Source organism: Streptococcus sp. 11273D007BT, assembly GCF_053547195.1.
Window position 1 is genome coordinate 389,735 of the sequence record NZ_JBPWPE010000001.1, and the last position, 14,068, is coordinate 403,802.

The window sequence follows — 14,068 nt, forward strand, 5'->3', positions numbered from 1 at the left end:
TTCAATCTTATCCATTATATCATAAAATAGATCATGTTCTCATTTCAGCTTTTTTGACCATTTCAAAGTTAAATCTTTAAAAATACTAAAAATTTTCAGAATAATACCGTTTACATTCTGAAAAATATGGTATAATTTTCTATAAGAAAAAGTTTATTGGGGGAAGTACAATGGTTTCAACAAAAACATGGAAGCGTCTAGCTTTCGGTGCTATCGCACTTGTTTCTACTACAGTCTTAGTGGCTTGCGGTGGAAAATCAACATCTGACGACAAAGCAATCAATGTCTCAATGCCGACAGAGATTACAACACTAGATACCTCAAAATACACTGACACTTATTCAGGTCTTATTTTGGGAAATACAGGTGGTAACCTTCTACGCGTTGACGAAAAAGGAGAATTAGTGCCTGATTTGGCAGAGAAGCTAGATATTTCAGAAGATGGTCTAACTTATACAGCTACTCTTCGTGATGGCCTTAAGTGGTCAGATGGTTCTGATTTGACAGCAGAAGACTTTGTTTATTCTTGGCAACGTATCTTAGATCCTAAGACAGCTTCAGAGTATGCCTATCTTGCAGTAGAGTCTAATGTCAAAAATGCTAAAGAAATTAATGAAGGAACTGTTAAGAATTTAGATGAGCTTGGTGTTAAGGCTGAGGGGAATAAAGTCATCTTTACCTTGTCTGCGCCATCACCTCAAATGAAGTATTTCCTTTCATTTACAAGTTTCCTTCCACAGAAAAAATCATTTGTGGAAAAAGCTGGCGATAAATATGGAACAACTTCTGAAAATCAAATTTATTCAGGTCCATATGTTTTTGAAGGTTGGAATGGAACAAACAACTCCTTCAAACTGGTTAAAAATAAAAACTATTGGAACGCAGATAAAGTTAAAACAGAGACGATTAACTACCAAGTCGTTAAAAAACCAGAAACAGCTGTTCAAATGTATAAACAAGGTCAACTGGATGCAGCTAATATTTCAAATACTCCAGCGACTTACAAGGCAAACCAAAAAGATAAAAACTTGGTACCAGTCCCAGAAGCAGTTACAGCTTATATGCAATATAACCAAACTGGAACTAATAAAGCTTTAGCTAATAAGAAAATTCGTCAAGCCTTGAACTTAGCTACAAACCGTGAAGGTTTGGTCAATACAGTTGTACCAACTGGTTCTCGTCCTGCAACAGGGTTGGCACCTTATGATTTAGCTAAAGTAGATGGTAAGGATCTTTCAGAAATGGTTGCGCCAGGTTATACTTATGATGAAGCAAAAGCTAAACAGTTGTTTGAAGAAGGCTTGAAAGAAATCGGCGAAAGTTCTGTTACCTTAACGATTACAGGTGATGCAGACTCCCCAGCAGCTAAATCAACTCTTGAATATATTCAAGGAGCATGGCAAAAAGCCCTTCCTGGTTTAACCATTGAGACAAAATTTGTACCATTTAAGCAACGCATTCAAGATTCTCGTTCACAGAACTTTGATATTGTTGTCTCATTGTGGGGTGGAGATTATCCAGAAGGATCAACTTTCTATGGTTTGTTTACATCAGACTCAGCCAATAATGATGGTAAATTTAGCAATGCAGCCTACGATAAAGCTTATAAAGAAGCGATTACAACAAATGCTCTAGATACAGTGAAAGCAGCGGAAAACTATAAAGCGGCGGAAAAAGCGTTATTTGATGAAGCAAATATTAACCCACTTTATTTCCGTGGTGGTAAATCGCTCCAAAATCCAAAACTTAAAGGCGTTATTCGCAACACAACTGGTTTGAATGTTGATTACATTTATGCATACAAAGAATAAATCTAATCACATGAATTAGATTTTCAATGGCAAGAATTGGCTTTCGCCAGTTCTTGTTTTTGCTTAAATAAGCCTAATAAAAATCAAGAAAAGGAATTGATATGATTAAATATATATTGAAACGTTTGGGGATATTATCCATAACGTTGTGGGTGATCATTACTGTTTCATTTTTTATGATGCAAGTGATGCCTGGAACACCCTTTAATAACCCAAAATTGACACCAGAAATGCTTGCACAATTAAGTGAACAATATGGCTTAGATAAGCCTGTTTGGCAACAATACCTAAAATATTTAACAGATATCTTGCAAGGTGATTTTGGAACAAGTTATCAATATGCCAACCAACCGGTTAGTATGTTAATCTCACAACGCTTAGGTGTTTCTGCTCAACTAGGTCTTCAAGCTCTGTTATTTGGTCTTGTAACAGGAATAGTCGTTGGTGCGATTTCAGCAAGACATAAAAATGATAAAATTGATGCCGTATTGAGTGTGATTTCAACTTTAGGATATTCTATTCCTTCTTTTGTAACAGCTGTTTTTTTATTAAATATCTTAGGTTATCGTTTGCAACTATTTCCGGTATCTGGATGGGGGACGTTTTCACAAACAGTTTTACCGAGTGTCGCTTTAGGAATTCCAACCTTTGCTACAGTGACCCGATTTGTACGTAGTGAAATGATTGAGACACTCAATTCAGATTATATCCAATTGGCGCGTGCAAAAGGTTTAACAGAAAGACAAGTTGTGAGACGACATGCTTATAGAAACTCAATGATTCCAGTTTTGACACTGGTGGGTCCTTTAGCAGCCAATCTTTTGACAGGATCTGTCTTGATTGAGACCATGTTTTCAATTCCAGGTATTGGACAACAGTTTGTGAGTTCTATCCCAACCAAAGATTATCCAGTTATTATGGGAACAACAATTGTTTACTCATTGATGTTAATGGTAATGATTCTTTTAACAGATATTGTGACTAGTATTGTTGATCCACGTGTTCGTCTGAAGTAGGAGGAAATGATGGCAGATAAAAAAGAAAAATTTGTACTTGTTGGAGTTGGCAATACAAGTACACAAGAAAAAATTGAAAAGCCGACGCTTTCTTTTCTACAAGATGCTTGGCGACGTTTGAAAAAAAATAAATTAGCAGTCATTTCAATGTGGTTTCTAGTGGGGCTTATCTTGTTTTCACTAGCTTCAACCATTTTTGTGCCACAAAAATCTGCTAATGCTTTTGATCCCGATAAGGTAGCAACCTATGGTAATTTACCACCTAAAAGCGCCTTCAATCTTCCAGGCTGGGATGGTAAATTACAAACACCTGGATCGGACTATGTGTCAGATGTTTATGCAGATCAATCTGTACCAGATGGAGAACGTTTTTTGTTCGGGACAGATAGTTTAGGACGTAGCTTAGGGAAACGTATTATCGTAGGGGTGCGTATTTCGCTTTTAGTTGCGATTGCAGCAACTCTTATCGACTTGTCTATAGGTGTGATTTATGGCTTAATTTCTGGTTATATTGGTGGAAAAACCGACCTAGTAATGCAAAGGATTATCGAAATCATTTCGTCTGTTCCTAATTTGATTATTGTTACCATGCTAGGTCTATTACTCGGAAATGGAATTTTCTCTATCGTCTTGTCTATTGGACTGACAGGATGGACGTCTATGGCACGTCAAGTCCGCAATATGACCTTGTCTTATAGGGAGCGAGAGTTTGTATTAGCAGCCCGCTCACTAGGTGAGTCTGGTCCTGTGATTGCTTTTAAACATATCCTACCTAATATTTCAGGAATTATCATTGTACAAGTTATGATGACAGTGCCATCTGCAATCATGTACGAGGCGGTGCTATCTGCTATTAACCTTGGTGTAAAACCACCTGTTGCCTCACTTGGAACCTTAATTTCTGATTCTATTGAAAATTTACAATATTATCCATATCAAATTATTTTACCATCAGTGGCATTGGTGTTGATTTCTTTAGCCTTCATTCTTTTAGGAGATGGTTTACGTGATGCCTTTGATCCTAAATCAAGTCAAGACTAAGGGGGGAGTGGAATGAGTCAAGAAAAAATTTTAGAAGTCAATAATCTTCATGTTAGTTTTCATACCTATGCAGGTGAAGTTCGAGCCATTCGTGATGTCAACTTCCATCTTAATAAAGGAGAAACCCTTGCAATTGTAGGAGAGTCAGGCTCAGGGAAATCTGTGACAACTCGTACTTTAATGGGTCTCTCTGCTAAAAATGCTGAAATTACAGGAGATATACAGTTTAAAGGACGGAATCTTAATGCCCTAAAAGAAGAAGACTGGGTGGAGATTCGAGGAAATGAAATTGCAATGATTTTCCAAGATCCAATGACCAGTTTAGATCCTACAATGAAAATTGGGATGCAAATTGCAGAACCAATTATTAAGCATGAAAAAGTTGATAAGAAAGTTGCCTTAGAACGAGCATTACAGATTATGAAAAATGTGGGAATTCCAAATGCTGAAGAGCATATTAATGATTATCCACATCAATGGTCTGGAGGAATGCGTCAACGGGCGGTTATTGCAATTGCTCTAGCAACTAATCCAGAGATTTTGATTGCAGATGAACCGACAACCGCTTTAGATGTTACAATTCAAGCTCAAATCCTTAATTTGATGAAGCAGATCCAGAAAGAAACAGACTCTTCCATTATTTTTATCACTCATGATTTAGGAGTGGTGGCTGGAATGGCAGATCGTGTAGCCGTCATGTATGCGGGGAAAGTTATTGAGTATGGGACAGTTGATGAAGTTTTTTATAATCCTCAGCATCCATATACTTGGGGCTTACTCAATTCAATGCCTACAACCGACACAGTATCAGGTAGCTTACAGTCTATTCCAGGAACGCCACCAGATTTATTAAATCCGCCAAAAGGTGATGCTTTTGCAGCTCGAAATGCCTTTGCCTTGGATATTGACCATGAGGAAGAACCACCCTTTTTTAAAGTATCAGAGACTCATTATGCCGCTACTTGGTTATTAGATGAGAGAGCGCCAAAAGTGACACCGCCTACTCCGATATTAAAACGTTGGGAAAAATGGAAAAAGATGAAGGGAGAAGCTTAAGATGACAGAAAGTCGAAAAAAGTTAGTAGAACTTAAAAATGTATCCCTCACTTTCAATAAAGGAAAATCTAACGAAGTTAAAGCGATTAATAATGTTAGTTTTGATATTTATGAGGGAGAAGTTTTTGGACTTGTGGGGGAATCAGGTTCAGGGAAAACGACTGTTGGGCGTGCTATTTTAAAATTATATGATATCGATGGCGGTGAAATCGATTTTTCAGGAAAAACAATCTCTAATTTAAAAGGGAAAGAACTTAAAGAATTTCGAAAAGATGCCCAGATGATTTTTCAAGACCCTCAAGCTAGTTTAAATGGTCGAATGAAGATACGAGATATTGTGGCAGAAGGGCTAGATATTCACAAACTCGCAGCTTCTAAAGCAGAGTGTGAGAAGCGAGTGGAGGAGCTGCTAGATTTAGTTGGTCTTAACAAAGATCATCTCACTCGCTACCCACATGAATTTTCTGGAGGACAAAGGCAAAGGATAGGAATTGCACGTGCGCTAGCAGTGGAACCTAAATTTATTATTGCAGATGAACCGATTTCAGCTTTGGACGTCTCTATTCAAGCTCAAGTTGTCAATTTAATGCAGGAATTACAAAGAGAACAAGGATTAACCTATTTGTTTATTGCCCATGATTTATCAATGGTCAAATATATTTCGGATCGTATAGGGGTTATGCACTGGGGGAAACTTCTTGAAGTAGGGACATCAGATGACGTTTATAACCATCCGATTCATCCTTATACTAAGAGTCTTTTATCTGCGATTCCTGAACCAGACCCAGAAATTGAGCGTACAAGAGTTCATCAGATTTATGACCCTACCGCAGAATTGGATGGTCAAGAAAGAGAAATGCATGAAATTCAACCAGGTCATTTTGTGCTTTCAACAGTTGAAGAAGCAGAACAATATAAAAAAGAATTAGCAAGCCAAGGTATTTCTTAAAAGCTATGATAGTCAAAAACAGTAAGATAACCATTTAAAAATAGAGGACAGACTTTGTCCTCTATTTTTTCTTTTAATTTTAGATAGTTTTTCGAAAGTTCTATAATGAAGTTAGCCACCTTACCTTAGTCAAGAATTAGATGTTTCACTATGTTTGAGTAAGTTGATGATTTCATTTGATAACAGGCTTGAAGCTGTTAGGCTAGGTGCCCAAGGCTAATCATAGCCTTGGTTTAGCTGAAAAAACAGCTTCAAGGGTTCCTGTTGTCAAATGAAATCTGATGTAAGGTATAAGAAAACACCTCTGTGCTATACTTGTTGTTCACCACAAACACAAGGAAAGGCACAGAGATGCAAAAGTATTATACACCAAAAGGGAAACATTTGACAATAGATAACCGTCGCTTGATTGAGCGGTGGAAACTTGAAAATAAGTCCAATCGTGAAATTGCAGGCTTGCTTGGAAAGGCTCCTCAAACAATTCATAATGAAATCAAGCGTGGGACAACCTTACAACAAGTGCGAAAAGGGGTCTACAAGAAAGTTTATTCTGCTGATTATGCACAAACTGTTTACCAATCCAATCGAAAACGGTCGGTTAAAAAGATAATCCTAACGAAAGAAATGAAAGAGAAGATTTTACACTATCATAAGCAAAAATTTTCGCCTGAAATGATGGTTAAGAAGAAGCAAGTGAAAGTTGGTATTTCAACTATCTACTATTGGTTTCATAATGGTCATTTAGGTTTGACAAAAGCGGATATGCTTTATCCTAGAAAATGGAAAGCTGTCAAGAAGCAAGCCAGTCCGAACTTTAAGCCAGCTGGTAAATCAATTGAAGAGCGACCGGAGGTCATCAATCTTCGATTGGAAAACGGTCATTATGAAATTGATACAGTTCTACTAACCAGAGCGAAAAATCAGTGTCTTTTAGTCTTAACCGACCGACGAAGTAGACACCAAATCATAAGATTAATTCCAAATAAAACTGCTGAATCTGTCAATCAGGCACTTAGGTTACTAATAGCTGAGTATCATATTTTATCAATAACTGCAGATAATGGTTCGGAATTTAGTCGATTGGTTGAAGTGTTTCCTGAGGAACATATCTACTATGCACATCCCTACTCTTCATGGGAAAGAGGTTCAAATGAAAACCATAATCGATTGATTCGGAGATGGTTACCTAAAGGAACCAAGAAAACGACTCCGAAAGAAGTCGCTTTTATCGAAAATTGGATTAATAACTACCCTAAAAAATGCTTGGACTACAAGTCGCCAAGTGAATTTCTTTTGGGTGGCTAACTTCAACTTGAAATTTGGGTTTAGATAGTTTTTTAAAAGAAATTTCACTTTTTACAAAAAAAGTGTTGACAATCCATCAAGTGTCATGCTATACTAATATAGTTGTCGCGAGAGAGCGGCAAAGACCTTTGAAAACTGAACAAGACGAACCAAACGTGCAGGGTTACGAAAGTAACCTGTCAATAACAATAAGTCAGCGATGACAAGAAGAGCGAAGCTCGAACTTTTTTAATGAGAGTTTGATCCTGGCTCAGGACGAACGCTGGCGGCGTGCCTAATACATGCAAGTAGAACGCTGAAGTCTGGTGCTTGCACCGGATGGATGAGTTGCGAACGGGTGAGTAACGCGTAGGTAACCTACCTCATAGCGGGGGATAACTATTGGAAACGATAGCTAATACCGCATAAGAGTCTTTGACACATGTTAGAGACTTAAAAGGGGCAATTGCTTCACTATGAGATGGACCTGCGTTGTATTAGCTAGTTGGTGAGGTAACGGCTCACCAAGGCGACGATACATAGCCGACCTGAGAGGGTGATCGGCCACACTGGGACTGAGACACGGCCCAGACTCCTACGGGAGGCAGCAGTAGGGAATCTTCGGCAATGGGGGCAACCCTGACCGAGCAACGCCGCGTGAGTGAAGAAGGTTTTCGGATCGTAAAGCTCTGTTGTAAGAGAAGAACGTGTGTGAGAGTGGAAAGTTCACACAGTGACGGTATCTTACCAGAAAGGGACGGCTAACTACGTGCCAGCAGCCGCGGTAATACGTAGGTCCCGAGCGTTGTCCGGATTTATTGGGCGTAAAGCGAGCGCAGGCGGTTTGATAAGTCTGAAGTTAAAGGCTGTGGCTCAACCATAGTACGCTTTGGAAACTGTCAAACTTGAGTGCAGAAGGGGAGAGTGGAATTCCATGTGTAGCGGTGAAATGCGTAGATATATGGAGGAACACCGGTGGCGAAAGCGGCTCTCTGGTCTGTAACTGACGCTGAGGCTCGAAAGCGTGGGTAGCGAACAGGATTAGATACCCTGGTAGTCCACGCCGTAAACGATGAGTGCTAGGTGTTAGGCCCTTTCCGGGGCTTAGTGCCGCAGCTAACGCATTAAGCACTCCGCCTGGGGAGTACGACCGCAAGGTTGAAACTCAAAGGAATTGACGGGGGCCCGCACAAGCGGTGGAGCATGTGGTTTAATTCGAAGCAACGCGAAGAACCTTACCAGGTCTTGACATCCCGATGCCCGCTCTAGAGATAGAGTTTTACTTCGGTACATCGGTGACAGGTGGTGCATGGTTGTCGTCAGCTCGTGTCGTGAGATGTTGGGTTAAGTCCCGCAACGAGCGCAACCCCTATTGTTAGTTGCCATCATTCAGTTGGGCACTCTAGCGAGACTGCCGGTAATAAACCGGAGGAAGGTGGGGATGACGTCAAATCATCATGCCCCTTATGACCTGGGCTACACACGTGCTACAATGGCTGGTACAACGAGTCGCAAGTCGGTGACGACAAGCTAATCTCTTAAAGCCAGTCTCAGTTCGGATTGTAGGCTGCAACTCGCCTACATGAAGTCGGAATCGCTAGTAATCGCGGATCAGCACGCCGCGGTGAATACGTTCCCGGGCCTTGTACACACCGCCCGTCACACCACGAGAGTTTGTAACACCCGAAGTCGGTGAGGTAACCTTTTAGGAGCCAGCCGCCTAAGGTGGGATAGATGATTGGGGTGAAGTCGTAACAAGGTAGCCGTATCGGAAGGTGCGGCTGGATCACCTCCTTTCTAAGGAAAATAACGGAATGCCGTTTGTCGTCTTGTTTAGTTTTGAGAGGTCTTGTGGGGCCTTAGCTCAGCTGGGAGAGCGCCTGCTTTGCACGCAGGAGGTCAGCGGTTCGATCCCGCTAGGCTCCATTGAATCTACGGATTCAAGTTTGATCATTGAAAATTGAATATCTATCAAATTCCATATAGAAATATATGAAATAGTAACAAGAAAATAAACCGAAAACGCTGTGAATATTTAATGAGTTTTCTAGTTTTAAAAAACTAGGTTAATAAGGTTAAGTTAATAAGGGCGCACGGTGGATGCCTTGGCACTAGGAGCCGATGAAGGACGTGACTAACGACGAAATGCTTTGGGGAGCTGTAAGTAAGCTTTGATCCAGAGATGTCCGAATGGGGGAACCCACTAGCTAATGGCTAGTATCCCTACCTGTTAAGGGTAGAGGAGGGAAGACGCAGTGAACTGAAACATCTAAGTAGCTGCAGGAAGAGAAAGCAAAAGCGATTGCCTGAGTAGCGGCGAGCGAAACGGCAGGAGGGCAAACCAGAGAGTTTACTCTCTGGGGTTGTAGGACTGCAATATGGACTTAAAGAGTATAGAAGAACTACCTGGGAAGGTAGGCCAAAGAGAGTAATAGCCTCGTATTTGAAATAGTCTTTATACCTAGCAGTATCCTGAGTACGGCGAGACACGTGGAATCTCGTCGGAATCTGGGAGGACCATCTCCCAACCCTAAATACTCCCTAGTGACCGATAGTGAACCAGTACCGTGAGGGAAAGGTGAAAAGCACCCCGGGAGGGGAGTGAAATAGAACCTGAAACCGTGTGCCTACAACAAGTTCGAGCCCGTTAATGGGTGAGAGCGTGCCTTTTGTAGAATGAACCGGCGAGTTACGTTTACGTGCGAGGTTAAGTTGAAGAGACGGAGCCGTAGGGAAACCGAGTCTGAATAGGGCGAATGAGTACGTGGACGTAGACCCGAAACCATGTGACCTACCCATGAGCAGGTTGAAGGTGCGGTAAGACGCACTGGAGGACCGAACCAGGGCACGTTGAAAAGTGCTTGGATGACTTGTGGGTAGCGGAGAAATTCCAAACGAACTTGGAGATAGCTGGTTCTCTCCGAAATAGCTTTAGGGCTAGCGTCGACATTAAGAATCATGGAGGTAGAGCACTGTTTGGGTGAGGGGTCCATCCCGGATTACCAATCTCAGATAAACTCCGAATGCCATTGATTTATGGTCGGCAGTCAGACTGCGAGTGCTAAGATCCGTAGTCGAAAGGGAAACAGCCCAGACCACCAGCTAAGGTCCCAAAATATATGTTAAGTGGAAAAGGATGTGGGGTTGCACAGACAACTAGGATGTTAGCTTAGAAGCAGCTATTCATTCAAAGAGTGCGTAATAGCTCACTAGTCGAGTGACCCTGCGCCGAAAATGTACCGGGGCTAAAACATATTACCGAAGCTGTGGATACCTTTATAGGTATGGTAGGAGAGCGTTCTATGGGTGATGAAGGTGTACCGTGAGGAGCGCTGGAACGCATAGAAGTGAGAATGCCGGTATGAGTAGCGAAAGATGGGTGAGAATCCCATCCACCGTAAGACTAAGGTTTCCAGGGGAAGGCTCGTCCGCCCTGGGTTAGTCGGGACCTAAGGAGAGACCGAACGGTGTATCCGATGGCCAACAGGTTGATATTCCTGTACTAGAGTATGAAGTGATGGAGGGACGCAGTAGGCTAACTAAAGCGTGCGATTGGAAGTGCACGTCTAAGCAGTGAGGTGTGGTATGAGTCAAATGCTTATACCTATAACATTGAGCTGTGATGGGGAGCGAAGTTTAGTAGCGAAGTTAGTGACGTCACACTGCCGAGAAAAGCTTCTAGCGTTGTATCATACTCTACCCGTACCGCAAACCGACACAGGTAGTCGAGGCGAGTAGCCTCAGGTGAGCGAGAGAACTCTCGTTAAGGAACTCGGCAAAATGACCCCGTAACTTCGGGAGAAGGGGTGCTGACTTAAGGTCAGCCGCAGTGAATAGGCCCAAGCAACTGTTTATCAAAAACACAGCTCTCTGCTAAATCGTAAGATGATGTATAGGGGGTGACGCCTGCCCGGTGCTGGAAGGTTAAGAGGAGTGCTTAGCGCAAGCGAAGGTATGAATTGAAGCCCCAGTAAACGGCGGCCGTAACTATAACGGTCCTAAGGTAGCGAAATTCCTTGTCGGGTAAGTTCCGACCCGCACGAAAGGCGTAATGATTTGGGCACTGTCTCAACGAGAGACTCGGTGAAATTTTAGTACCTGTGAAGATGCAGGTTACCCGCGACAGGACGGAAAGACCCCATGGAGCTTTACTGCAGTTTGATATTGAGTATCTGTACCACATGTACAGGATAGGTAGGAGCCTATGAAGTTGGGACGCCAGTTTCAACAGAGGCGTTGTTGGGATACTACCCTTGTGTTATGGCTACTCTAACCCGATTGGCTAATCGTCAATGGAGACAGTGTCTGACGGGCAGTTTGACTGGGGCGGTCGCCTCCTAAAAGGTAACGGAGGCGCCCAAAGGTTCCCTCAGACTGGTTGGAAATCAGTCGTAGAGTGTAAAGGTATAAGGGAGCTTGACTGCGAGAGCTACAACTCGAGCAGGGACGAAAGTCGGGCTTAGTGATCCGGTGGTTCCGTATGGAAGGGCCATCGCTCAACGGATAAAAGCTACCCTGGGGATAACAGGCTTATCTCCCCCAAGAGTTCACATCGACGGGGAGGTTTGGCACCTCGATGTCGGCTCGTCGCATCCTGGGGCTGTAGTCGGTCCCAAGGGTTGGGCTGTTCGCCCATTAAAGCGGCACGCGAGCTGGGTTCAGAACGTCGTGAGACAGTTCGGTCCCTATCCGTCGCGGGCGTAGGAAATTTGAGAGGATCTGCTCCTAGTACGAGAGGACCAGAGTGGACTTACCGCTGGTGTACCAGTTGTCTTGCCAAAGGCATCGCTGGGTAGCTATGTAGGGAAGGGATAAACGCTGAAAGCATCTAAGTGTGAAGCCCACCTCAAGATGAGATTTCCCATGATTTTATATCAGTAAGAGCCCTGAGAGATGATCAGGTAGATAGGTTAGAAGTGGAAGCATGGTGACATGTGTAGCGGACTAATACTAATAGCTCGAGGACTTATCCAAACTAAGTAATGAGAACGTAAAGAAAAGCGTATGATTTTAGAAAATCAACGCGGAAGTCGTTGAGACTTCAAGGCGATTTGTCTAAATCACTAGCTTTTTAGTTCGAATACAATTGATAAAATTCAACGAAGTCAGTATTGACAGCGTGCGGTTTTCTTGATAGAGTATAGATATTCAATTTTGAGTGGTCAAACCATTCGATAGTTAAGTGACGATAGCCTAGGAGATACACCTGTTCCCATGCCGAACACAGCAGTTAAGCCCTAGTACGCCTGATGTAGTTGGGGGTTGCCCCCTGTGAGATAAGGAAGTCGCTTAGCAAAGGGGAGTTTAGCTCAGCTGGGAGAGCATCTGCCTTACAAGCAGAGGGTCAGCGGTTCGATCCCGTTAACTCCCATCAGTTGTAGAAATACAATAGGTCCCGTAGTGTAGCGGTTATCACGTCGCCCTGTCACGGCGAAGATCGCGGGTTCGATTCCCGTCGGGACCGTTCAATGAAAGTTGAAGGTATGACTCGTTAGCTCAGTTGGTAGAGCAATTGACTTTTAATCAATGGGTCACTGGTTCGAGCCCAGTACGGGTCATATGCGGGTTTGGCGGAATTGGCAGACGCACCAGATTTAGGATCTGGCGCTTAACGGCGTGGGGGTTCAAGTCCCTTAACCCGCATTAGAGAAGTTAGCCGGCTTAGCTCAGTTGGTAGAGCATCTGATTTGTAATCAGAGGGTCGCGTGTTCAAGTCATGTAGCCGGCATTTATATGCGAACGTAGTTCAGTGGTAGAACACCACCTTGCCAAGGTGGGGGTCGCGGGTTCGAATCCCGTCGTTCGCTTATATCTTGTATATGGTTAGTTAGTCAAGGGGTTAAGACACCGCCTTTTCACGGCGGTAACATGGGTTCGAATTCCGTACGGACTATAAAAGTAAAGAGAAGACCTGATGGTCTTCTCTTTTGTGTTTAAATCTATAAAATGGTTAACATTGGATTTTTTCTATACTTTAGAGTTAAATGAAATCATAACAGTTTTATGTAGCCGAATATTTATCAGTGGGATATTGCGGTTATTATTTAAGGGAGGAGACTTGTTTTAAATATACTAAAGAGAAGGCTGTTGGTCGCCTCTAGATGGTTAGTGCCTTCTCTTCCTATTATCGTCCATAATGTTTATATAACAAGAGTGATAAGGGGCTAGTAAAAATATTGATTAAGTGTCAGTTGTCCTACTAATTCGGTAAGGTTATTAATTGTTTTCTTTGCTTTTGATTGATCGATGCCAAAATGGATATCTTTAATGGCATAAACATCAATCTGAGCATTGACTGCAGCTGAAATCCCTTTTTCACTATCTTCAATAATTAGACACTCCTCTTTTTTCACTCCTAATAGTTTTGCGGCAGTATTGTAGATTTCAGGGTTAGGTTTAGTTTCTGGGAATTCTTCACCGGATAAAATAATATCAAAATAATCGGTTAAGTGTGTCTCAGACAGGGCTTTTAAGATGTCATATTTACTTGAGCTAGAGGCCAATCCGATCTTGTATCCTTCTGTGTGAGCCCAGTGTAAAGTCTGTCTAACATCGTTAAAAATAAGATAACGGTATGGAAGGGGATGTTTCTTTTTGTAATCAATGTATTCTTTTTGAAGGGCATCGATATTCCACTTGTCGTAATCATCGCGTAAAATATGTTGCCAAACTTGTTGCATGTTACCACCGATAAAAAAGGTTGGTGGAAGATGTATAATACTAATTCCTTTTTGGTCAAGAAATTCTTTCCTACGGTCGTAGTAAAATTTCTCAGTATCAAATAAAACACCATCCATGTCAAAAATAATTGCTTTATAAGTCATATTTTTATTTTAACACAAATTATCATCTTTATAAAGAAAAGCCATGCTCAAATAAAACAGGAGTGGTGTTATGGCTTTACTGAAGAA

The 14,068-nt window shown here is 42.1% G+C and carries 7 protein-coding genes, 7 tRNA genes and 3 rRNA genes; 16 read left to right on the top strand and 1 reads right to left on the bottom strand.

The annotated features are described in order from the left end of the window. Positions 1 to 170 precede the first annotated feature (170 nt). The 16 genes from ACEE75_RS02130 (at position 171) to ACEE75_RS02205 (ending at position 12,964) form a co-directional block, all read left to right on the top strand. Complete coding sequence (locus tag ACEE75_RS02130) at positions 171 to 1,811, top strand: peptide ABC transporter substrate-binding protein (protein ID WP_354368971.1); 1,641 nt, start codon at positions 171 to 173, stop codon at positions 1,809 to 1,811. A gap of 101 nt (positions 1,812 to 1,912) precedes the next feature. After that, positions 1,913 to 2,827, top strand: a complete 915-nt coding sequence (locus ACEE75_RS02135) for an ABC transporter permease (RefSeq protein WP_447574239.1) — start codon at positions 1,913 to 1,915, stop codon at positions 2,825 to 2,827. A 9-nt stretch (positions 2,828 to 2,836) separates the two neighbouring features. Then, positions 2,837 to 3,868: an ABC transporter permease gene (locus tag ACEE75_RS02140; RefSeq protein WP_447574238.1), complete on the top strand. Its 1,032-nt coding sequence runs from the start codon at positions 2,837 to 2,839 to the stop codon at positions 3,866 to 3,868. Positions 3,869 to 3,880: 12 nt separating this feature from the next. Continuing rightward, positions 3,881 to 4,924: an ABC transporter ATP-binding protein gene (locus tag ACEE75_RS02145; RefSeq protein WP_447574237.1), complete on the top strand. Its 1,044-nt coding sequence runs from the start codon at positions 3,881 to 3,883 to the stop codon at positions 4,922 to 4,924. Position 4,925: 1 nt separating this feature from the next. Then, positions 4,926 to 5,873, top strand: a complete 948-nt coding sequence (locus tag ACEE75_RS02150; protein WP_447574236.1) for an ABC transporter ATP-binding protein — start codon at positions 4,926 to 4,928, stop codon at positions 5,871 to 5,873. A gap of 351 nt (positions 5,874 to 6,224) precedes the next feature. Next, on the top strand, positions 6,225 to 7,178 hold the full coding sequence (locus ACEE75_RS02155) for an IS30 family transposase (protein ID WP_172054378.1): 954 nt from the start codon (positions 6,225 to 6,227) through the stop codon (positions 7,176 to 7,178). A 227-nt stretch (positions 7,179 to 7,405) separates the two neighbouring features. Continuing rightward, a 16S ribosomal RNA gene (locus ACEE75_RS02160) occupies positions 7,406 to 8,954 on the top strand. A 56-nt stretch (positions 8,955 to 9,010) separates the two neighbouring features. Beyond that, positions 9,011 to 9,083: transfer RNA gene (locus ACEE75_RS02165), tRNA-Ala, on the top strand. Positions 9,084 to 9,230: 147 nt separating this feature from the next. Beyond that, positions 9,231 to 12,131 (top strand): 23S ribosomal RNA (locus ACEE75_RS02170). A gap of 204 nt (positions 12,132 to 12,335) precedes the next feature. Continuing rightward, positions 12,336 to 12,451 (top strand): 5S ribosomal RNA (gene rrf / locus ACEE75_RS02175). The 16S, 23S and 5S rRNA genes sit together here with 7 tRNA genes alongside, the layout of an rRNA operon. A 4-nt stretch (positions 12,452 to 12,455) precedes the next feature. After that, positions 12,456 to 12,528, top strand: a tRNA-Val gene (locus ACEE75_RS02180). A gap of 20 nt (positions 12,529 to 12,548) precedes the next feature. After that, positions 12,549 to 12,621, top strand: a tRNA-Asp gene (locus tag ACEE75_RS02185). Between the two features lie 21 nt (positions 12,622 to 12,642). Further along, a tRNA-Lys gene (locus ACEE75_RS02190) sits at positions 12,643 to 12,715 on the top strand. 3 nt (positions 12,716 to 12,718) lie between these two features. Next, positions 12,719 to 12,800, top strand: a tRNA-Leu gene (locus ACEE75_RS02195). A gap of 12 nt (positions 12,801 to 12,812) precedes the next feature. Then, a tRNA-Thr gene (locus tag ACEE75_RS02200) sits at positions 12,813 to 12,885 on the top strand. A 7-nt stretch (positions 12,886 to 12,892) separates the two neighbouring features. After that, positions 12,893 to 12,964: transfer RNA gene (locus ACEE75_RS02205), tRNA-Gly, on the top strand. A gap of 357 nt (positions 12,965 to 13,321) precedes the next feature. On the opposite strand, the gene ACEE75_RS02210 is transcribed toward ACEE75_RS02205, so the two are convergent. Next, the gene (locus ACEE75_RS02210) at positions 13,322 to 13,981 is read right to left on the bottom strand and encodes an HAD family hydrolase (RefSeq protein WP_447574836.1); all 660 of its coding nucleotides are present in this window, start codon (positions 13,979 to 13,981) and stop codon (positions 13,322 to 13,324) included. Between the last annotated feature and the right edge of the window lie 87 nt (positions 13,982 to 14,068).

What these genes read in the sequence shown, in the direction of transcription:
- ACEE75_RS02130 (WP_354368971.1), top strand. Translation starts at nt 171, where the DNA reads ATGGTTTCAACAAAAACATGGAAGCGTCTAGCTTTCGGTGCTATCGCA.
- ACEE75_RS02135 (WP_447574239.1), top strand. Translation starts at nt 1,913, where the DNA reads ATGATTAAATATATATTGAAACGTTTGGGGATATTATCCATAACGTTG.
- ACEE75_RS02140 (WP_447574238.1), top strand. Translation starts at nt 2,837, where the DNA reads ATGGCAGATAAAAAAGAAAAATTTGTACTTGTTGGAGTTGGCAATACA.
- ACEE75_RS02145 (WP_447574237.1), top strand. Translation starts at nt 3,881, where the DNA reads ATGAGTCAAGAAAAAATTTTAGAAGTCAATAATCTTCATGTTAGTTTT.
- ACEE75_RS02150 (WP_447574236.1), top strand. Translation starts at nt 4,926, where the DNA reads ATGACAGAAAGTCGAAAAAAGTTAGTAGAACTTAAAAATGTATCCCTC.
- ACEE75_RS02155 (WP_172054378.1), top strand. Translation starts at nt 6,225, where the DNA reads ATGCAAAAGTATTATACACCAAAAGGGAAACATTTGACAATAGATAAC.
- ACEE75_RS02210 (WP_447574836.1), bottom strand. Translation starts at nt 13,981, where the DNA reads ATGACTTATAAAGCAATTATTTTTGACATGGATGGTGTTTTATTTGAT.